We start from the raw sequence: 19,362 nt of genomic DNA, 5'->3' as shown, positions 1-19,362 counted from the left end.
CCACAAAGCTATCGCGGGCTACGGCTAAGCACTAACATCCATCGAACACCGGCCGTAACGGCCGGTACGCCTAATCCCGGGTGCCCCGCCCGGGAGCCGGGGACCCAACGGTTCTTGGGGTGAATCCACGTCGTGGTAGGGCTGCTCCGGCCCGAACCCGTCAGCTAACCCGGTCGGCGGATGGAGAGGAGAGGGCTCTGCCCCCGACTACGGGCCGCTACGCCACCGTGACCGCAGGCGTCATGACCGTTCTCACCATGGCCGGGCTCGTGCTCGGCCCGGCCGCGGCCGGAAACGCCGCGCCCAAACCGACGGAGAAGCAGCTCAGGGCGCAACTGGAATCGCTCGGCAAACAGGTCGACCGGCTGATCGAGCAGTACAACGCCAAGCGCGTCGCCGTGGCCGAGGCCAAGGCCGCCGAGAAGGCGGCGCGCTCGCGCCTGAAGGACGCGAAGCAGGGCCTTGAGGCGGCTCAGGCGCAGGTGGGCGACATCGCCCAGCTCCAGTACCAGGCGGGCGACCTCGGGGTCGCGGGCCAGCTCATGTCCCCCGGCTACGGCGGCGCCGCCCTGCTGCTGCAACTCCAGGAAGAGCAGAACGCCAAGATCGCGCAGTTCGCGACGGTGCGGGACGAGCGCAGGAAGGCGTCCGACGACGCCCGGCGGCTGACCGTGCGCCTGCGCGGCGACGTGGCCGAGGTGACCGCTCGGCGCAAGGACGCCGAGCGGCTGATCGGCCAGATCAAGGACAAGCTCGACGCGCTCGTCCCCACCGCGCCCGGCAAGCGGGCCAACGGGGCGTGGGCCCCCGAACTGCCCACCGGTAGCGACAACATCACCCCGCGGACGCGCCTGATGCGGGCGGAGGTGCAGAGCCACTTCAGCCTGAGCTTCCCCGTCGGCTGCTACCGCCCCGAGGACTCCGGCGAGCATCCGCTGGGACGGGCCTGCGACTTCATGCTCAGCTCGGGCGGCGCGATGCCGTCCGCGGGACAGGTGGCGCTGGGGGACGAGATCGCCGCGTGGGCGATCAAGAACGGCGGCAAGCTCGGCGTGAAGTACGTGATCTACCGGCAGCGCATCTACAACCTGGGCTTCCCGGGCTGGCGCGCGATGGAGGACCGCGGCGGCGTCACGGCCAACCACTTCGACCACGTGCACATCTCGATGTACTGACGCCCGGGCGGGGCGCCGCCTGCCGGGCGGCGCCTCACCTGTGGCGGATCAGAGTCAGCCCGTCAGGCGGATCGGGTTGACGATGTCGGCGTAGATCAGCAGGCCGAAGACCACGAACAGCACCGCGACCACGCCGTAGGTCAGCGGCAGGGCCTTGGCGATGTCGACGTGTCCCGGCATCGCGCGGCGGCGCACCCGGGCGTACCCGCGCTTGAGCCCCTCCCACAGCGCGCCCGCGATCTGGCCTCCGTCCAGGGGCAGCAGCGGGACCAGGTTGAACATGCCGACCGCGAGGTTCATGCCGCCGAGCAACGTGAGGAACATGGCGATCTTCCCCTCCAGCGGGAGCTTGGAGGCGGCGATCTCACCGCCGAGCCTGCCCGCGCCGACGACGCTCTGCGGGCTGTCGAGCGCCCGCTCGGCCCCGCCGAAGGCCGCCTCGTACACACCGACGATCTTCTGCGGGAACTGCACCAGGGCCTGCGCCGTGCGGGCCGTCATGTCCCACATCCTGCCGACGGCGTACCCCGGCCCCTGCTTCTCGACGACGATGAGGGGTGTGATGCCCAGGAAACCGACGTTCTTGTCCATCTTGGTCGGGTCGGCGAGCGAGGGGCGGTCCTGGGCGATGAGGGTGGCGTTGAGCGTCGTCGACTTGCCGTCGCGGACGATGCCGATGGCGACGGGACCGGCGCCGTGCGAGCGGATCAGCCTGGTCGCGTCCTCCCAGGTGCGCACCGGCCTGCCGGCGAAGGAGACGATCGTGTCGTTCGTCCGCAGGCCCGCCTGCGCGGCGGGGGTGGGCTTGAACGACGGCCCGCACTTCTGCCCCTGGGCCTCCTGCGCGAGCGTCATGACGCACTCGGAGACCTTGGCGACGGTGGGCTTGGTGACCTCGATGCCGAAGCCCATGAAGACGAGGGAGAACAGGGCGAAGGCCAGCACGAAGTTCATCAGCGGGCCGCCGATGAAGATGATGAAGCGCTGCCACCACGGCTTGCGGTACAGCACGCGGTCCTCGTCGCCGGGGCGGACATCCTCCAGGGACGCCTGCCTGGCGCTCTCGATGAGCCCCTGCCAGGGGCCGGTGGGCATGGAGCGCAATTTGCCCCCGTCGTCGGGCCGCGGTGGGAACGGGCCGACCATGCGGATGTAACCGCCGAACGGAATCCACTTCAGGCCGTACTCGGTTTCACCACGGCGCCGGGACCAGAGCGTCGGCCCGAAACCGACCATGTACTGCGTGACCCTGACCCCGAAGAGCTTGGCGGGGATCAGGTGCCCCAGCTCGTGCAGGGCGATGGACAAGGCCAACCCGAGGAAGAAGGTGAGAAACCCGGCCACGATGAGCCAGCTCATAGGTGTTACCCCCGCCTGCGGAGAAGATGCCTTCTGTTTACATTGCCCCCTCCGAGCCTAACCGAACTCGCCGCCGCGCCCCGCCGTGTGCCCGAAGACCGCATCAACGACCAGTCGTAGGAGTGACTTGCGCGTCGTGGAGCTAATCGGGAGACTGCATTGACGGTAAGCAATCATCCAGACACCGTGGGATATGAACCGGCGAAGCGGCATTTGCCGGATCTGTTCCAGGGCCACTCAAGGGAGCACCTTGATACGCATCCTGGTCGCCGAACATCTCCCGCTGGTACGCCGGGGTCTGGTGGCGTCGCTGAACGCGGAGAAGGGTCTCATGGTGGTCGCGGATGTCGCGTCCGGCGAATACATTCTCCCGGCGGCCCTCGAACTCGACCCGGACGCGGCGGTCATCGACGTGGACCTCCCCGACGTGGACGGGTTCACCGCCGCCGCGCGCCTGCACGAGAAGGCGCCGCGCTGCCGGGTGCTGCTCCTGTCGAGCCAGCCCAATCCGGGCCAGGTCCGGCGCGCCTTCGCGGCCCACGCGCTCGGGTTCCTGAGCATCGACGTGGCGCCGGAACACCTCACGGACGGCATCCGCCGCGTCGCCGCCGGGCGCAAGGCCGTGGACTCCGACCTGGCCATCGCCGCGCTGACCTCCCCCGACAACCCGCTGACGCCCCGCGAGCTCGACGTGCTGCGCATCGCGGCGCAGGGGGCCGCCTCCAAGGAGATCGCGGCGAAGCTGTATTTATCCGTGGGAACGGTCCGAAATCACTTATCCCGCATCATCTGCAAGACCGGGGCGCGCAACCGCCTCGACGCCGCGAGGATCGCCGCCGAAGCCGGCTGGCTCTAGAAACCCCAGCGCAGGGCGTCCGGTCAGGGGCGCCAGATGAGGATGAGGGCGCAGTCGTCGTTGTGCCCGGCGGACATCGAGTTCACCAGGGGACGCGCGCCGTCGTAGAACCCTGAGGGCACCAGGCGCTCGGCCTCGCCGAGCAGCCGGTCTAGGCCCGAGTCGATGTCGCGCCCCGGCTGCTCGATCAGCCCGTCGGTGTAGAGCATGAGCGCGTCGCCCTTGTGCAGCACGCCGCTGTCGGGCTCACAGTGCAGGTCGGGCACGACGCCCAGCACCACGCCCTTGGCCGCCGACACCTGCCAGGTGCCCGTACCCGCGTCGAACTTGACCACGGGGGGATGACCGGCCGAGGTGATCTCGTAGGCCCCGGTGGCCAGGTCGAGACGAAGGTGGACGGCCGTGACGAACCCCTCCCCCTCGGGCTGGCGGTGGAGGTAGGCGTTGCAGGCGGGCAGGAACGACTCGACCGAGCCCAGCAGCCCGCCGAAGGTGCCCGACAGCATGAGCGCGCGGGTGCCCGCGTCCACGCCCTTGCCGGACACGTCGACCAGCGCGATCTCCAGGATCGACCCGTGGCGCGTGGAGACCAGGAAGTCGCCGCCGAAGGAGGAGCCGCCCGCCTGCTTGAGCACGACGCGCCGGCCCCAGTCCTTGGGAAGGGCGGGCAGGTCGCCCTGCCGCTTGAGCCGGTCGCGCAGTTCCAGCAGCATCGCGTCGCCGCGCAGGCCCTGGACGCCGAGCTTGCCGCGCGTACGGGCCATGAGGAAGGCGAGCACGGTCGTGAAGCCGATGGTGACCAGCAAGCCGGGGCCGACCGACCGGAAGCCCAGCATGGCGGCGATGTAGGCCAGCGCGACGCCCACCGCGCCGATGAGCACGACCAGGCTGCGCAGCCGGAGCTGGAGCCCGCCGACCAGTGTGACGAGGATGAGCAGGCTCGGCGAGAACCACTCGGCCGAGACCCGTGCGGCGAGCGCGCCGAGCGTGAGCGTGAGGACGCTGAGGGTGATGAGAAGGTTCCGGTCGCGCGCCAGCGGCCCCCTGCGGAGAAATCGCACGATCCGCACGAGGAACGGGACGCGAACCAAGATCGCGCGGAGCCGTGGGGGGATCAGCGGCGCCGGACGGGAACTCATGATGGCCTCGACTCTATCTGCCTGCAGGCCCTTTGGGCAGCCGACTTGACCAAGACCTTGATCATTAAACGGGGATATTAGGTGGCCGATCCGGTTTGCCCGGTCCTAACGTTAATCGGATGAACACCGAAGCAAACCCCAGGCCAGAGACGGTCATCCGCCCCATGGAAGACTCGGATTGGCCGCAATGGGTGGAGGTCGACCAAGAGGCCTTCGTCGACGACTACAGCCCCGCGCGGACCGACCGGTTCAAGGCGATCCTGGAGTTCGACCGCACGCTCGGCGCGTACGAAGGCGACCGGCTGGTGGGCGCCACCGCGGGCCTGAGCTTGACCATGACCCTGCCCGGCGGGCCACGTCCCGTGTGCGGCGTGTCGGCCGTGTGCGTCCTGCCCTCGCACCGGCGCAGGGGCATCCTGTCCCGGCTCATGCGCACCCAGCTCGAAAGCCTGCACGAGGGTGGCGAGCCCCTGGCGCTGCTGTACGCCTCCGAGGGGGCCATCTACGGCCGGTTCGGCTACGGCAGGGCCACGGACAGCTTGTTCTTCCGCATCCCCACCCGCGGCGCGCGGCTCGCGGACCACGCGCCGTCGGACCCCTCACTGCGGCTGCGCGTGGTGCGCCCGGCCGCGGCGCGCGACGAACTGGAGAAGGTGTTCGAGTCCGTCATGGCGAGCCGCCCCGGCCTGTACGCGCGCGGCCCGGCGGTGTGGGACGCGGTGCTGGCCGACGACGAGGAGGCCCGCAGAGGCAGGTCCTCGTTGCGCTGCGTGGTGGCCGAGGACGACGGCGGCGTGCGGGGGTACGTCCTGTTCCGCACGAAGGCCGGCGTGACCGACCACGACCTGCCCGACGCCGAGCTGCGGCTGTCCGACCTGTTCGGCCTCGACCCCGCGGCTTACGCGCTGTTGTGGCGGCACGTGCTCGACCGCGACCTGATCGCGCGGGTGTTCGCCCCGAACCGCCCGGCGGACGACCCGATCATGCACCTGCTCGCCGAGCCCCGGCTGCTGAACGCCGGCTGGCTGGACGACATGTGGGCGCGCGTGGTGGACGTCGACCGCGCGATGCCGTACCGCGCCTACTCCTCTCCCGTGGACGTCGTCCTCGACGTCACCGACACGGTCTGCCCGTGGAACGCCGGGCGGTGGAGGCTGTCCGCCGACACCTCGGGGGCCACCTGCCACCGCACGAACGACCCGGCCGACATCGAGCTACCGGTGAACGTCCTGGGGGCGGCGTACCTGGGTGGGCGGACGCTCGGCGCCTACGAGGCCGCGGGGGTCATCCGCGAGTCGCGCCCGGGGGCGATCCGCGCGCTGTCGGCCGCGATGTCGTGGGACACCCTCCCGTGGGGAGGTCTCATGTTCTGAGTCGGGACGTTTCCGGCGCGGCGGCCTACCATCTGGACATGGCACTCCAGAGCTTGCAGATCACCCCGATCACGGCGATGCGGGCGCGGGACGTCTCGCGCCCGACCGGCGAGCAGCAGGACGCCGCGGACCGGCGCCCCCTGCGCGACGAGGCCCCGCGCAAGGCCGAACCCCCGGCCAGGAAGACCGACCAGATTCGCGGCACCGAACCGCACCGCAGACCCGAATCACGCCGCCGCGACTCCTGACCTGTAGTCCGGCCCTCCAAAGCCCCCGACCCGTCGAACGGAGCAAGACCACAGGCACGTTCGGCGCGCAGCGGTGATCTTCCGTCGTGCCGGAGGCGCGGCCATGAACAAAGTTCGGGGGGCGGCGGTGTTCTGGAGCCGTTGGGGCAAGGGTGGGGAACGATCCCTTGCCCCAACGGTGGAAGAACGCCGACTCTCAGGCGCCCCGAACCGCCGCGCCGGAGGCGCGGCCGTAGACACCGGCTCTACGGCAGGGGTGGGATCACTCCGGTGGCCTCGTAGGCCTCGATCTGGGCGATGCGGCGCCTGTGCCTCTCGTCGCCGGAGAACGGCGTCGCCAGGAAGACCTCGACGAAGCGCGCGGCCTCCTCGGCCGAGTGCATGCGCGCGCCCAGGCTGATGACGTTGGCGTCGTTGTGGCGGCGCGCCAGCTCGGCGGTCTCCTCGCTCCAGGCGAGGGCCGCACGGACGCCGCGCACCTTGTTGGCCGCGATCTGCTCGCCGTTGCCCGAGCCGCCGATCACCACGCCGAAGCTGCCCGGGTCGTGGACCACGGCCTCGGCGGCGCGGAGTATGAAGATCGGGTAGTCGTCCTCGGCGTCGTAGACGAAGGGACCTTCGTCCACGGCCTCGTGACCCCGCTCCTTCAGCGTCGAGACCAGGTGGTTCTTGAGTTCGTAGCCGGCGTGGTCGGCGGCGATGTAGACGCGCACTTTCCCATTGTCGCAGTCGCGCCTGGCGCGGGTCCATCAGGCCGCGCCGTAAGGCCGGCGGGCGCGCCACCGGTGCCGATTCCGTTACAGTAATGGGCACTACGCCAGGTGACCTCTTACAGGAGAGCTTCATGCGCGAGATCCGCGTGATCGGTGACCCCGTCCTGCGCACCCCCACCGAGCCGGTCACGGACTTCGACAGGGATCTTCGCAGGCTCGTCGACGAGATGATGGAGGCGATGTACGCCGCCGACGGCGTCGGGCTGGCGGCGCCGCAGATCGGCGTGTCCAGGAGGCTGTTCGTCTACGACGCCGCCGGGCGGAAGGGGCACGTGATCAACCCCGAGCTGACCGTCGACGACGCCGAAGAGGTCCTGGACGAGGAGGGCTGCCTGTCGGTGCCCGGCCGCGAGACCGGAAAGCCCCTGTACGCGCGCACGCCCCGCGCGGCGGGCGTCACCGTGCGCGGGTTCGACCGGCTGGGCCGGCCGGTCCGGCTGAAGGCGCGGGGCCTGCTGGCCCGCTGTTTCCAGCACGAGTACGACCACCTGGAGGGCGTCCTGTACGTCGACCGCCTGGCCAAGGACGCCGCGCGCAAGATCCTTCTTCAGGCCCCCTGACCACGCGCCGCCTCAGCGTCCGCAGTGATCTGCTCCCGGCGGGGGCGGGGACGAGGCCGCCGCAGCCGCAGAACGGGCCTGAGCACCAGCGCAAGGCCCGCGAGCAGCAGCCCGGCGACGACCGTCCACTCGTTCGAGCCCCCGGGGCCGTACACGTGGCCGCGCCTGCCGGTGTCGAAGGCGGGCGAGGTCGCCCCCGGGGTGAAGGTGCCACGCTCGCTGCCGTAGAAGGCGATTCCGTCCCGCGCCACCCTGGCGTCCCCGGACCGGAAGGTGCCGAGCCACGAGCACTGCTCGTGACCGGGGTGCTCCACGCATTCCAGCCGCCGCGCGGTGAAGGTGCCCTGCGTGCCCTCGCCCCGCAGTGCCGCCAGCGCGGGGCCGGCGTTCTGGAGGGCGAGCACGACCAGCAGCAGGCCGCCGAGCGCCAGCGCGACGTCGAACGCGCCGATCCGGCGGGCCGACCGCGTGCCCGCGCCCTGCCCGGCCGTCGCGCTCTGCCCGGCCGTCGCGCCGTCCCCGGCCACGGCGCTCACAACTGCAGGGACTTGAGCTCGAAGTACTCCTGCAGCCCGAACTCGCCGAGCTCGCGGCCGATGCCGGACTGCTTGTAGCCCCCGAACGGCGCCGCGGGGTTGAACCGGCCGCCGTTGATCGCCACCTGGCCGGTGCGCAACCGCCTGGCCACGGCGACCGCCTCGTCCTGGGTGTGCGCCCAGACCGCCCCCGCCAGGCCGTACGGCGTGCCGTTGGCGATCTCGACGGCCTGGTCGGCCGTGGTGTAGGGGATGATCGACAGCACCGGGCCGAAGATCTCCTCCTGCTCGATCACCATGCCGGGCTCGACCCCGGCGAAGACGGTGGGCTCGACGTAGTAGCCCGGCCCCGGGGGCAGGCCGCCGCCGGCGACGAGCCGAGCGCCCTCCTCCTGGCCCCGGGTGATGTAGCCGGCCACGCGGTCGCGCTGGGCGGCCGACACCAGCGGGCCGAGGCGGGTCTCCGGGTCGAAGGGGTCGCCGACGGTGTAGGCGGAGGCGGCGTCCACGGCGCGCTCGACGGCCTCGTCGTACAGGTCGCGGTGGACGAGCATGCGCGTCCACGCCGAGCAGGTCTGGCCGGAGTTCACGAAGGCGTTGGCGACGCCCGCCTTGACGGCCGTGCCGAGGTCGGCGCCCGGCAGGATGATGTTCGCCGACTTGCCCCCGAGCTCCAGCGCCACCCGCTTGACCGTCTCGGAGGCCAGCGCCGCGACGCGCCTGCCCGCCCGCGTGGAGCCGGTGAAGGAGACCATGTCGACGTCCGGGTGAGCGGCGATGGCCTCGCCGACGACCGGGCCGCGGCCGCTGACCATGTTGAACACCCCGGCGGGCAGGCCCACCTCGTGGAAGATCTCGGCGAGCGCGTACGCGGCCAGAGGGGCCACCTCGCTCGGCTTGAGCACGACGGTGCACCCGGCCGCGAGCGCGGGGGCGACCTTGCACACGACCTGGTGCAGCGGATAGTTCCAGGGGGTGATGGCCCCGACGACGCCGGCGGGCTCGCGCAGGACCAGCGAGTTGCCGACGCGTGTCTCGGCCTCGCCGTGCTCCTCGGCCAGGCGGGCGTGGTCGGCCAGCACCCCGGCGGGCATGAGCGTCTGTACCTTGAGCGCCAGGCCGTAGGGCGCTCCCATGTCGGTCGCGATCGTCCGCGCGACCTGCTCGGCGCGGGCCTGCAGCAGGTCGGCCGCCGACCTCAGCAGCTTGCCGCGCTCGGCCGGCGCGGTGGACGCCCAGCCGGGGAACGCCTCGCGCGCGGCGGCGACGGCACTGTCGACGTCGGCGGCCGCCCCGGCGGGCACCTGGTCGACGACCTTCTCGGTCGCCGGGTCGACCACGTCCACGGCCTCGCCCGACGCCGCGCCGGTCCAGGATCCTCGCACGTAGATCTGCCGCATGCCCCTCCACCCCTCGCGCGGGCTAACACCCTTGAGTCGACCACGGCCTCGAGGGCGCCGCAACCCTCGGCGGCGCCCCGAGCGCGGGCCGTGATCAGTCGAAGATCGGGGAGCGGGTGCGCGAGCGCTTCAGCTCGAAGAAGCCGTCGGTGCCGGCGACCAGGAGCACGCCGTCCCAGAGCTTGGCCGCGTCCTCTCCCTTCGGGGCCGGGGAGACGACGGGGCCGAAGAAGGCCACGTCGCCGACGGCGATGACCGGGGTGCCGACCTCCTGGCCGACGAGCCCGATGCCCTTGGCGTGCGACGCGCGAACGGCCTCGTCGTGGTCGGTCGAGTCGGCGGCCTCGACGAGGCCCGGGTCGAGGCCCGCGGCCTCCAGCGCCTCCCCCACCACCTCGCGGAACAGCGTGGAGGCGTCGCCCTCGTCGCCGCCGATCTGCGAGCTCCTGAGGCGGCCCTCGTTGTGGATGCGGGTGCCGAGCTCGGTGTAGAGCGTGCCGAGGACGCCCTCGCCGTACTTCTCGGCGGCGGCCTGGAGCACGCGGACCGGCTTGATCGCGTGCTCGAGGGCCCGGCGGTACTCCTCGGGGATGTCCTTGTCCTCGTTGAGCACGGCGAGGCTCATGATGTGCCACCGCGGCTCGACGGGCCGCACCGCGGCGACCTCGTGCAGCCAGCGTGACGTCATCCAGGCCCATGGGCAGAGGGGGTCGAACCAGAAGTCCACCGCGGTTCGTTCAGTCATGGCCGTCTTCCTGCTCGTGATTCCAGTAGCACAGCCACAACCTCCGCCGCCGCGCCTCCTATTCCGGTGAACTCGGTAGGTAATTGTCCGGCAAAGAAGACGATCACCATAGGCACATTCGTAACCCGCGTCACGGGCAGGATCTCCACGGGCCGGGCGTCCTTGACTGAATCATGACTTTTCTCGCTATCGCCCTTCACGAGGACCTTCCTCCCCGGCGCTTCGCGCGCAGCGTAAGCCCCTCACCGGCGGGGGAAGGAACGCTTCCGGTGCGGCATTCCGCCCACCGACGTGGCAGGATTCATGCATTCCTCTCGCGAAGGGGCGGGGGAGATTCGTGACGAGGAGCGGATGTGGCAGGCAACCTGACCCGCGACGAAGCCCGGGAGCGGGCCCGACTGCTGAAGGTCGAGTCCTACTCGGTCGAACTGGACCTCACCGAAGGTGACGAGCGGTTCGAAAGCATCACAACGGTCCGCTTCTCCTGCACCGACCCCGGCGCGGCCTCCTTCATCGAGCTGGCGGGGGCCAAGCTCCGCTCGGCCGTCCTGAACGGCGCCGACCTCGACATCTCCGCCTACGACGCCGAGACGGGCCGTCTCCCCCTGCCCGCGCTCGCGGCCGACAACGAGCTGCGCGTCGACGCCGACTGCACCTACATGCGCACCGGCGAGGGCCTCCACCGCTTCGTCGACCCCGTCGACCAGAAGGTCTACCTGCACTCGCAGTTCGAGACGGCCGACGCCCACCGCATGTACGCCTGCTTCGACCAGCCCGACCTGAAGGCGACGTTCGAGCTCGCGGCGCTCGCCCCGGCCGACTGGGAGGTCATCTCCAACGCCGCCCCCGACTCCGTCGAGGATCTCGAGGAGCACCACGGCCGCCACGGCACGCTGCGGACGGCCAAGCGCTGGCACTTCCCGCCGACCCCGGTGATGTCGACCTACATCACGGCCCTGATCGCCGGGCCGTACACCGCGGTCCGCGACGAGCACGACGGCATCCCGCTCGGCGTCTTCTGCCGCGCCTCCCTCGCCGAGCACCTCGACGCCGGCAACGTGCTGGAGGTCACCAAGCAGGGCTTCGACTTCTTCCACCGCGTGTTCGGCCTGCGCTACGCCTTCGGCAAGTACGACCAGATCTTCGTGCCCGAGTTCAACGCGGGCGCGATGGAGAACGCCGGCGCGGTCACGTTCCTGGAGGACTACATCTTCCGCTCCCGCGTCACCGACGCGATGGTGGAGCGCCGCGCCGAGACGATCCTGCACGAGATGGCGCACATGTGGTTCGGCGACCTGGTCACCATGCGCTGGTGGGACGACCTGTGGCTGAACGAGTCCTTCGCCACCTACATGTCGGTGCTGTGCCAGGCCGAGGCCACCCGCTGGGGCCAGGCGTCCTGGACGAGCTTCGCCAACGTCGAGAAGTCCTGGGCCTACCGGCAGGACCAGCTCCCCTCCACCCACCCCATCGCCGCCGACATCCCCGACATGCAGGCCGTCGAGGTCAACTTCGACGGCATCACCTACGCCAAGGGCGCCGCGGTGCTCAAGCAGCTCGTCGCCTACGTCGGGCTGGACAACTTCCTGGCGGGCGTGCGCGACTACTTCGGCGAGCACGCCTGGGGCAACACCGAGCTGAAGGACCTGCTGTCCGCCCTGGAGCGCACCTCCGGCCGCGACCTCTCCTCCTGGTCCAAGGAATGGCTGGAGACGGCATGGGTGAACACGCTGCGCCCGTCCTTCACGGTCGACCCCGAGGGCCGGTTCCTCAACTTCGAGGTGCTCCAGGAAGCCCCGGCCGACTACCCGACGCTGCGCTCCCACCGCGTGGCCATCGGCCTCTACTCCCGTGACGGCGGCGCGCTCGTGCGCGTCAAGCGGGTCGAGCTCGACGTGGTCGGCGCCCGCACTCCGGTGAAGGAGCTCATCGGCGAGGTCCAGCCCGACCTCGTCCTGATCAACGACGACGACCTGACGTACGCCAAGATCCGCCTGGACGAGCGGTCGCTGCGCACGCTGGTCGACGGCGGCATCGCGGCCTTCACCGAGTCCCTGCCCCGCGCCCTGTGCTGGTCGGCGGCCTGGGACATGACGCGCGACGCCGAGATGGCGACGCGCGACTACGTCCGGCTGGTCGCCGCCGGGGTGCACTCGATCAGCGACATCACGGTGCTGCAGACCGTGCTGCGCCAGGCGCGCCTCGCCGCCCAGCAGTTCGCCGACCCGGCCTGGCGCGAGACCGGCATGGCCGAGCTGTCGGCGGCGCTGCGCGGCCTGATCGCCTCGGCCGAGCCCGGCTCCGACCACCAGCTCTCCTACGTCAACGCGTTCACCGCCGGCGCCACCACGCCCGGCGACCTGGCCTTCGTCAAGGCGATCCTCGACGGCACCGACGTGCCCGCCGGCCTCACCGTCGACGCCGATCTGCGCTGGACGTTGATCCACGCCCTGGTGTCCGGCGGGGTCTACTCGGCCGAGGACATCGCCGAGGAGCTGCGGCGCGACCCCACGGCCACCGGCGAGCGGTCCGCGGCCCTGTGCCAGGCGTCGATCCCGACCGCCGAGGCCAAGGCCGACGCGTGGGCGTCCATCACCGGCGGCACGCTGAGCGGCGCGGTGCTGCGCTCGACGGTCGTCGGCTTCATGGACCCGCACCACGTCGACCTGCTCCAGCCGTACGGCGAGCGGTTCTTCGAGGAGGTCGGCCGCATCTACAAGGAGTGGACGTTCGACACCGCGCAGCGCTTCGCGATCGGGTGCTACCCCGTGCTGCTGATCGACCCCGCCACGGTCGCCCGCACGCAGGACTACATCTCCGCCGAGGAGCCGCCGCACGCGCTGCGCCGCCTCCTGCTGGAGGGGGCCGACAGCATCAGCCGGGCCCTGCGCGCCCGCGCCAAGGACGCCGCGGCCGGCTGACCCTCCTCCACGGAAAGCCCCATCCCCGGGCGGGCGGGCACGCCCGTCCGGGACGCGTCCTTCTCCGAGCCCGGGCCGCCCGGCGCCCAAGTCCGGTTGAGCGTCGGGCGGGCCGGTCGGCCTCGCGGCCGGGGTGTGGCTTCAGTGCTCTGTAAGCGCGCTGCAACCACCTGGGGGTGACATGGGACCCTGAGCGCGACAGCGGCCGTTTACAGCGGACCACCGCGGGTCTACTGTGCGCGCTGTCACCGTACGTCCGGGAGGCCCCCCTTGATCGCTCTAATCGTCTTCGGCGTCCTTGTCCTCCTCCTCGCCTTCCTTCTCGTCACCACCTACAACGGCCTCGTCAGGAGGCGCGGCGCGGTGGACAACGCCTGGGCGCAGATCGACGTCCAGCTCAAGCGTCGCCACGACCTGATCCCGAACCTGGTCGAGACCGTCAAGGGATACGCCGCCCACGAGCGCCAGACGCTCGAGGCCGTGGTCGCCGCCCGGCAGCAGGCCGTCACGGCCCAGGGCCCGCATGACCAGGCCTCCGCCGAGAACATGCTCACCGGAGCGCTGAAGAACCTGTTCGCGGTCTCCGAGGCCTACCCCGACCTGAAGGCCAACGCGAACTTCGCCGCCCTGCAGGAGGAGCTGGCGACCAGCGAGAACCGCATCGCCTACTCCCGGCAGTACTACAACGACGCCGTCCTCGCCTACAACAACGGCATCCAGACGGTGCCGGCGAACGTGGTGGCGGGCATGACGGGGTTCCAGGCCCGCGAGTACTTCCAGGCCCCGGGCGAGGAGCGCGGCCCGGTCCAGGTCCGCTTCTAGCACCCCGGCCATGATCTACTTCCTCGCCGCGGCCGTCGCCGCGGGGCTCTGGCTGCTGCTCGTGGCGATGTTCGCGATCGCCACCCGTAATCCGGACATCACGCCCGGGCCCCCTACCGGTGAGCTTCGCGAGGAGTCCCCCGCGCTGGTCGACCTGGTCACCGGCAACTGGCGGCTCTGCGACGAGGCCGTCGCGGCCACGCTGCTCGACCTCGCGGCGCGGGGCGCGGTCCAGATCGAAGAGGTCGGCCCTGAGCTGTCCCTCGTGCGGCTGCGCGAGCCGAAGACCCCGCTTCGGCCGTACGAGAAGCTCGTCCACGACCACGTGCGGTCGCTGGCCACCGACGGCGTGGTGGCGACCGGGGCCCTGGCCGAGGGCGCGCGCAACCTCGGCCGGTGGTGGAAGAGCTTCCGCAGGAAGGTGATCGCGGAGGCGCGCGAGCAGGGGCTGTCGCGGCCGCGCTGGAACCGGTTCCAGGTGACGGTGCTGACCGCCGCCGCGGCGCTGCCCGCGCTCGTCTGCGGCGGTGCCGTGGCCGGGACCGCCGACAAGGACGGCTTCGGGGCGGGCCTCGGCGCGGCGCTCGTGTCGTTCGGCCTGCTGACCACGCTGATGGGCCGGCTCAACGGCGAGCGCGGCACGGCCGAGGGCGCCCGGGTGGCCGGGTACTGGATGGGCGTGCGCGAGCACCTGGCCGCGGGCGGCGGGTTCGCCGAGCGGCCCGCCGCCGCCATCACGATCTGGGGGCGGCACCTCGCGTACGCCGCCGCCCTCGGGCTGGCGGGACGGGCCGTGAACAGCCTGCCGGTCAGCCGTCCCGCCGACGACCGGCGGGCCTGGTCCGACTACGGCGGCATGTGGCACGTCGTCAACGTCACCTATCCTCGGCGGATCATCCGGGGACGCCCGCCGGGGCAGGCCGTCCTGCGCGGTCTGGCGGCGGCGTTCTTCACCGGGTTCTGGCTCTGGTTCATCGGCATCGCCGTCCACGCCCTGATCGGCTGGCCGGAGGCGCTGGTCGTGCCGGTGGCCCTCCTCGGCGCGGGCCTCGTGGCCGGCGCGCCGATCGTCTTCGCCCTCGCCGACCTCGCCGGCAAGGCCGAAGTGGAGGGGCGGATCGTCCGGCTGCGCGCCTTCCAGACCGGCGGCAACGGCAACGACGACCCCAAGTACGCCTACTGGGTCGCGCTGGACGACGGCCGCGCGCGCGACGTGCGGGCGTACGGCATCACCGCGGCGCTGTGGCAGCCGCTCACCGAGGGGGACCTGGTGAAGGCGCGCGTGTTCCGCAGGCTCGGCTGGGTCGACGCCATCGAGGTCGTCGGCCGGTCGCGGCACCGGGAGTCCGCGTCGTACGACGACACCGGCGAGCACGTGCTGGAGGCGCCGGAGAACCTCGGCGAGATCCCCCTGCTCGGCCGTTCCCCGGCCGGCCAGGGGCAGGAGGCGGAGGGCGACGCGCCGGGAGGCCCGTCCTCGCTCCTCACGCCCGCCGACCTGCGGCGGGCGCTCGGCGTGGACTTCGGGCCCGGCGGCCCCTTCCCCGAGGGCGAGCTGCCCATGCCGCCCTGGCTGCGGGTGCGCTCGCGGCGCTTCGAGGCCACCGGGCCGACGCCCGTCACCGTCGACGTGCACACCGCCGAGGGCGCGCGCGGCGGCTACCTGATGGCCCTCGGCGGCCTGATCAGCCGGGTCCAGGGCAGCCAGGTCCCCGGGCTGGGCCAGGGCGCGATGCTCTACCCGGGCGTGATCTCGGCCCGGACCGGCAACGGCGCCTTCGCCGTCCACGTCCACTCGCCCGCGGGCCCGCCGCACCCCGACGCGCTTGTGAGCCTGGCCCGGACCGCGGCCGGGCGTTCTGAGGGGAGATCGCCGGTTGCGTGAGAGGGTGGCTTGGTGAACTCGCCCCTCGACCTTCTCACCGAGCTCGCACGCAGGTACGCGTTCGCCGACCTCGGCGCCCTGGCCCCCCAGGTGGTGCCGGAGGCCGTGCTGATCCCCGCGCTGTGCGAGTTCGGGCAGCGCCTGCTGACGCTGGACGCCGAGGATTTCGCCGCCGAGGTCGACCACAAGGCCGTACGCGGGGACCTGCGGCGGCGGGCGCGTGACTGCCACATGCCGCAGACGCCCCGCGAGCAGCCGCGCGGAGCCCTGGCCTCGCTCAGACCCGCCTACGGCCTGCTGCTGGAGGTCATCAGGATCCGCTGGGAGCGGCGCGAGCTGAGCTCGATGATGGCCGCGCTGCACATCGCCGGGGAGTACCTGCCCCTGCTGGCGTTCGAGCCGGTGCTCGGCCACTCGGGCGACCCGGCGCGCTGGCCGGAGGGGCTGCGCGCCGAGGGAAGCCGGTTCGGCGTGATCGGCGACCGCGACTGCGACCACACGAAGTCGGAGAAATCGGCCGCCGAGCGCACGCTGCGGGTCGCCCACGAGCCGCCGGAGGGCTGGCGGGCGTACTTCGACCGCCAGCACAGCCAGCTCGCGGGGGCGCTCGCGACGTGCGTGGCCCGGTGCCGCAGGCCGTGCACGGCGATGGACTGGATCCCCGAGGGGGAGCGCGAGACCCTCGCCGTGCGATGCAAGGTGGCGCTGACGTTCGCCGACACCCCGCTGGTGCGCCTGCGCCACGCCGCCCCCGTGGGCCACGGCTTCGGGGTGCCCTCGCCGGAGGAGGTGCTGGACGCCTGGACGCGCAGCCGTGCCCACCTGGACAAGAACGGCGTGGGCAACCGCGCGACCCGGGACGACGGCTTCCCGCTGCCGGGCCTGCCGAGCCTGTTCGGCGCGGTGGCGGGCGCGCCGATCCCGCCCGCGACGCTGCTCGCGGACGTCGCGGGCGAGCTGGTCAGGCTGCTCGGCGTGCCGGTGACGCACGGCCGCCACCTGTGAGCGTCACGAAGGCGCCCCGCGATCTCACCAGATCGCCGGGCGCCGCTCCCCCCAGAACCCGCCGACGGCCGCCTCGACCTGCGCCGACAGCGAGATCAGCGTGGCCTCGTCGCCGAAACGGCCCGCGAGCATCACACCGATGGGCAGCCCGGCGTCCGTCCAGTACAGGGGCAGGTTGACTGCGGGCTGGCCGCTGACGTTGTACGTCGCCGCGAAGGGCGCGAAGCGCTCCATGCGGTCGAACGTCTCCTTCGGGTCCTCGACGTCCTCGAACCAGCCCACGGGCACGGGAGGCTGGGTGACGGTGGGCGTGAGCACCGCGTCGAACTCGTTCATCACGAGGAACGCGAACCGCGTCGCGGTCTGCAGGGCGGCCTGGGCCTGCAGGAAGGCCGGGGCGCTGGTGGCGAAGCCGCGCTCGCGCAGCCACCGCGTGAGGGGCCGCAGCTTCGGCTCCAGCGAGGGGTCCACCGGGTGCATGCACGCGAAGCAGAACCACAGCTTCTCGAACTCGCCCACGATGGAGGCGTCGAAGGGCGAGGGCATGTCGACGATCTCGTGGCCGAGCGAGGCCAGCAGCTCCGAGGCGCTCTCGTAGGCGGCGAGCACGTCGGGGTGGACCTCGGTGCCGGGCACGACGGCGGTGGCGTACCGGCCGATCCTGAGCCGGCCGGGCGGGCGCGTGACCGCCTCGGTGAAGCCGACCGGGGACGGCGGGGCGAAGTACAGGTCGCCCGGCTGGTTGTGCGCCATGATCTCGAGCAGCGCGGCGGCGTCGGCGACCGTGCGGGTGATCGGGCCGTTGGTGGACAGCCCCGCCAGGTCGGGGACCACGGGCGCGAACGAGATGCGCCCGCGCGTGGGCTTCAGGCCGAACAGGCCGCACACCGAGGCGGGGATGCGGATCGACCCGGCGCCGTCGCTGCCGTGCGCGGCGGGGGCGAGGCCCGCCGCGACCGCCGCCGCCGCGCCGCCACTGGAACCGCCCGCCGACCGGGTCAGGTCCCACGGCGTGCGGGACGGGGGCGAGACATCGGTCTCGGTGTAGCAGGGGAGGCCGAACTCCGGCGTGGCGGTCTTGCCCAGCATGATCGTGCCGGCGTCCCGCAGGCGGTCGACGACGCTGTCGCTCACGGGCGAGACGAAGCCGTCGTAGGTCGCCGAGCCGAACCGGACGGGGACGTCCTTGACGAGGTTGAGGTCCTTGATCGGGACGGGGACGCCGAGCAGCGGCGGAAGGTCGCCGCCGCGCATCGCCAGTTCCTCGGCCTCGCGCGCCTGCTCCAGCGCGCGCTCGCGGGTCAGCGTGACGAAGGCCCCGACCTCGGAGTCGAGCCGCTCGACGCGCTCCAGATAGTGCTTGGTGATCTCGACCGGCGACAGCTCCCTGGATCGCACGGCCGCGGCCTGCTCCAGGACTGTGAGATCATGTATGTGCGCCACGCTTTCGCACAGTAGGGCCTGTGACCACGAGTTATCTAGAGAGAAAAGAGCTAGATACCCGGCTTTTCGCCCTACGATGCGGGAACGTGCGGCCACAAAAATGTGAACTAGACAACACTAGGCACACCCTTGAGTCTCAACTACCGTGAGTTACGTGGATTCCGGTCTAGAACCTGACGACGGTCACAATACGTCACCAATTTGGGTGAGTGACCGCCCCTCGGAGCCGAAATCACGGCCCCCGGCCCCCGAGGCGACGTACGCGCCCATCGAGCGCGTCTCTCTCGTCGCGCTGCTTCAGCAACCCAAATACCGGCATCTGCGGGTGCGCGCCCTCATCTCCGCCGGCGCGGCGCTCCTCGTGGGCATCCCCATGTGGAGCTGGCGCCTCGGGCTGGTCGCCGCGATCCTCGCCGCGATCGCCCATACCGTCTACCGTGCGCGCACGAGCTCGACGATCGGGCCCTGGCGGCGCGCCTCGGCGGCCGAGCGCCGCACCGAGGCGCAGCTGAAGAAGCTCGAACGCAACGGCTACCTCACGCTGCACGCCCGCGGCTTCCCGGACAGCGACGCCCAGGTCGACCACCTGGTCGTCGGGCCCACCGGGGTTTACGCGGTCGACTCCGAGAACTGGGACAAACGGCTTCCGGTCCGGGTCCAGTCCCACCGCAAGCTGTTCCACGGCCCGTTCAACCAGAAGCCTCGTCTCGACGAGGCCCGCTGGGAGGCGTCCCAGGCGAGCGAGCTGATCGGCAAGGCGCTGGGGCGCGAGATCACCGTGGTGCCGTCCCTGGCGATCTACGGCCCGGCGATCCCGTGGAAGATCCTCAACATCCGCGAGGTGGACGTCTTCGACGGCTCGCGCGTGCGCAAGTGGATCACCAACCGGGAACGTTCCCTGACCGAGGACGAGGTCGAGGCCATCTACGCCGCCGCCGAGCAGGTCCTCCCGGCGCGCTATCCCGAGAGCTGACCGTCCAAAGGTCCTTCGGGGTTCCCGTCACCTGATCCACCACTGCCCCCGGGAACCCCGAAGGGTCTCCGCACCCACGGTGTCCGGCCCGTGGACCGCGGGTCTCGTCAGGCGGGCGTTGGCCGTACCATTTGAAGACTCAGCGTGGA

17 protein-coding genes and 1 riboswitch are annotated in these 19,362 nt (G+C 71.6%); of the genes, 10 read left to right on the top strand and 7 right to left on the bottom strand.

Features of this window, described 5'->3' with window-relative positions; all coding sequences use genetic code 11:
• The first annotated feature begins 57 nt into the window (after nt 1–57).
• A riboswitch (cyclic di-AMP (ydaO/yuaA leader) is annotated at nt 58–193 on the top strand.
• 49 nt (nt 194–242) lie between these two features.
• Nucleotides 243–1,175, top strand: a complete 933-nt coding sequence (locus tag DQ384_RS34465; RefSeq protein ID WP_114033061.1) for a coiled-coil domain-containing protein — start codon at nt 243–245, stop codon at nt 1,173–1,175.
• A gap of 54 nt (nt 1,176–1,229) precedes the next feature.
• On the opposite strand, the gene DQ384_RS34460 is transcribed toward DQ384_RS34465, so the two are convergent.
• Nucleotides 1,230–2,534: a M50 family metallopeptidase gene (locus tag DQ384_RS34460; RefSeq protein ID WP_114033060.1), complete on the bottom strand. Its 1,305-nt coding sequence runs from the start codon at nt 2,532–2,534 to the stop codon at nt 1,230–1,232.
• A gap of 250 nt (nt 2,535–2,784) precedes the next feature.
• On the opposite strand from DQ384_RS34460, the gene DQ384_RS34455 reads away from it, so the two are divergent.
• Complete coding sequence (locus DQ384_RS34455; RefSeq protein ID WP_114033059.1) at nt 2,785–3,390, top strand: response regulator; 606 nt, start codon at nt 2,785–2,787, stop codon at nt 3,388–3,390.
• Nucleotides 3,391–3,413: 23 nt separating this feature from the next.
• Here DQ384_RS34455 and DQ384_RS34450 read toward each other — a convergent pair whose 3' ends face one another.
• Nucleotides 3,414–4,529 carry a PP2C family protein-serine/threonine phosphatase gene (locus DQ384_RS34450; RefSeq protein WP_114033058.1) on the bottom strand — a complete coding sequence of 372 codons (1,116 nt, stop codon included), beginning with the start codon at nt 4,527–4,529 and terminating at the stop codon, nt 3,414–3,416.
• Nucleotides 4,530–4,648: 119 nt separating this feature from the next.
• Here DQ384_RS34450 and DQ384_RS34445 point away from each other — a divergent pair, with 119 nt between their 5' ends.
• Both DQ384_RS34445 and DQ384_RS34440 read left to right on the top strand, forming a co-directional pair.
• Nucleotides 4,649–5,902 carry a GNAT family N-acetyltransferase gene (locus DQ384_RS34445; protein ID WP_114033057.1) on the top strand — a complete coding sequence of 418 codons (1,254 nt, stop codon included), beginning with the start codon at nt 4,649–4,651 and terminating at the stop codon, nt 5,900–5,902.
• A 38-nt stretch (nt 5,903–5,940) separates the two neighbouring features.
• Entirely contained in the window at nt 5,941–6,150 is a 210-nt protein-coding gene (locus DQ384_RS34440; protein WP_147268988.1) for a hypothetical protein, read from the top strand.
• Between the two features lie 245 nt (nt 6,151–6,395).
• Here DQ384_RS34440 and DQ384_RS34435 read toward each other — a convergent pair whose 3' ends face one another.
• The gene (locus tag DQ384_RS34435; RefSeq protein ID WP_114033055.1) at nt 6,396–6,863 is read right to left on the bottom strand and encodes a ribose-5-phosphate isomerase; all 468 of its coding nucleotides are present in this window, start codon (nt 6,861–6,863) and stop codon (nt 6,396–6,398) included.
• Nucleotides 6,864–6,994: 131 nt separating this feature from the next.
• Here DQ384_RS34435 and def point away from each other — a divergent pair, with 131 nt between their 5' ends.
• The gene (gene def / locus DQ384_RS34430; RefSeq protein WP_114033054.1) at nt 6,995–7,483 is read left to right on the top strand and encodes a peptide deformylase; all 489 of its coding nucleotides are present in this window, start codon (nt 6,995–6,997) and stop codon (nt 7,481–7,483) included.
• Here the strand turns inward: def and DQ384_RS34425 are convergent.
• The 3 genes from DQ384_RS34425 to DQ384_RS34415 all read right to left on the bottom strand — a co-directional run bounded on the left by DQ384_RS34425 (nt 7,471) and on the right by DQ384_RS34415 (nt 10,164).
• Nucleotides 7,471–8,019, bottom strand: coding sequence for a hypothetical protein (locus DQ384_RS34425; RefSeq protein ID WP_114033053.1), 549 nt, complete (start codon nt 8,017–8,019; stop codon nt 7,471–7,473). The two genes, def and DQ384_RS34425, sit on opposite strands and share 13 nt — an antisense overlap.
• A complete protein-coding gene (locus tag DQ384_RS34420) occupies nt 8,016–9,419 on the bottom strand; it encodes an aldehyde dehydrogenase family protein (protein ID WP_114033052.1) in 1,404 nt (467 codons plus the stop codon). Before DQ384_RS34420 ends, DQ384_RS34425 begins: the two co-directional genes overlap by 4 nt.
• Before the next feature lie 94 nt (nt 9,420–9,513).
• The gene (locus tag DQ384_RS34415; protein WP_114033051.1) at nt 9,514–10,164 is read right to left on the bottom strand and encodes a mycothiol-dependent nitroreductase Rv2466c family protein; all 651 of its coding nucleotides are present in this window, start codon (nt 10,162–10,164) and stop codon (nt 9,514–9,516) included.
• A gap of 353 nt (nt 10,165–10,517) precedes the next feature.
• On the opposite strand from DQ384_RS34415, the gene pepN reads away from it, so the two are divergent.
• The 4 genes from pepN (at nt 10,518) to DQ384_RS34395 (ending at nt 16,797) form a co-directional block, all read left to right on the top strand.
• Nucleotides 10,518–13,085, top strand: coding sequence for an aminopeptidase N (gene pepN, locus DQ384_RS34410; RefSeq protein ID WP_114033050.1), 2,568 nt, complete (start codon nt 10,518–10,520; stop codon nt 13,083–13,085).
• Nucleotides 13,086–13,355: 270 nt separating this feature from the next.
• A complete protein-coding gene (locus tag DQ384_RS34405) occupies nt 13,356–13,907 on the top strand; it encodes a LemA family protein (protein WP_114033049.1) in 552 nt (183 codons plus the stop codon).
• A 10-nt stretch (nt 13,908–13,917) separates the two neighbouring features.
• A complete protein-coding gene (locus tag DQ384_RS34400; protein ID WP_114033048.1) occupies nt 13,918–15,792 on the top strand; it encodes a DUF2207 family protein in 1,875 nt (624 codons plus the stop codon).
• A 12-nt stretch (nt 15,793–15,804) separates the two neighbouring features.
• Nucleotides 15,805–16,797 (top strand): hypothetical protein, encoded by a 993-nt coding sequence (locus DQ384_RS34395; RefSeq protein ID WP_114033047.1) that lies wholly within the window; start codon nt 15,805–15,807, stop codon nt 16,795–16,797.
• Nucleotides 16,798–16,821: 24 nt separating this feature from the next.
• On the opposite strand, the gene DQ384_RS34390 is transcribed toward DQ384_RS34395, so the two are convergent.
• Nucleotides 16,822–18,240: an amidase gene (locus DQ384_RS34390; protein ID WP_114033046.1), complete on the bottom strand. Its 1,419-nt coding sequence runs from the start codon at nt 18,238–18,240 to the stop codon at nt 16,822–16,824.
• A 205-nt stretch (nt 18,241–18,445) separates the two neighbouring features.
• Here DQ384_RS34390 and DQ384_RS34385 point away from each other — a divergent pair, with 205 nt between their 5' ends.
• Nucleotides 18,446–19,213, top strand: coding sequence for a nuclease-related domain-containing protein (locus DQ384_RS34385; RefSeq protein WP_245966982.1), 768 nt, complete (start codon nt 18,446–18,448; stop codon nt 19,211–19,213).
• Nucleotides 19,214–19,362 lie beyond the last annotated feature (149 nt).

Source organism: Sphaerisporangium album, from assembly GCF_003323745.1.
Lineage (GTDB): Bacteria > Actinomycetota > Actinomycetes > Streptosporangiales > Streptosporangiaceae > Sphaerisporangium > Sphaerisporangium album.
Note: the sequence above shows the minus strand (reverse complement) of the source record. Positions and strands in the feature narration are given on the sequence as shown.

Bases quoted from the DNA above. Each gene is read 5' to 3' on its own strand.
- def (WP_114033054.1), top strand. From the start codon at position 6,995: ATGCGCGAGATCCGCGTGATCGGTGACCCCGTCCTGCGCACCCCCACC.
- DQ384_RS34450 (WP_114033058.1), bottom strand. From the start codon at position 4,529: ATGAGTTCCCGTCCGGCGCCGCTGATCCCCCCACGGCTCCGCGCGATC.
- DQ384_RS34400 (WP_114033048.1), top strand. From the start codon at position 13,918: ATGATCTACTTCCTCGCCGCGGCCGTCGCCGCGGGGCTCTGGCTGCTG.
- DQ384_RS34465 (WP_114033061.1), top strand. From the start codon at position 243: ATGACCGTTCTCACCATGGCCGGGCTCGTGCTCGGCCCGGCCGCGGCC.
- DQ384_RS34445 (WP_114033057.1), top strand. From the start codon at position 4,649: ATGAACACCGAAGCAAACCCCAGGCCAGAGACGGTCATCCGCCCCATG.
- DQ384_RS34420 (WP_114033052.1), bottom strand. From the start codon at position 9,419: ATGCGGCAGATCTACGTGCGAGGATCCTGGACCGGCGCGGCGTCGGGC.
- DQ384_RS34440 (WP_147268988.1), top strand. From the start codon at position 5,941: ATGGCACTCCAGAGCTTGCAGATCACCCCGATCACGGCGATGCGGGCG.
- DQ384_RS34415 (WP_114033051.1), bottom strand. From the start codon at position 10,164: ATGACTGAACGAACCGCGGTGGACTTCTGGTTCGACCCCCTCTGCCCA.
- DQ384_RS34460 (WP_114033060.1), bottom strand. From the start codon at position 2,534: ATGAGCTGGCTCATCGTGGCCGGGTTTCTCACCTTCTTCCTCGGGTTG.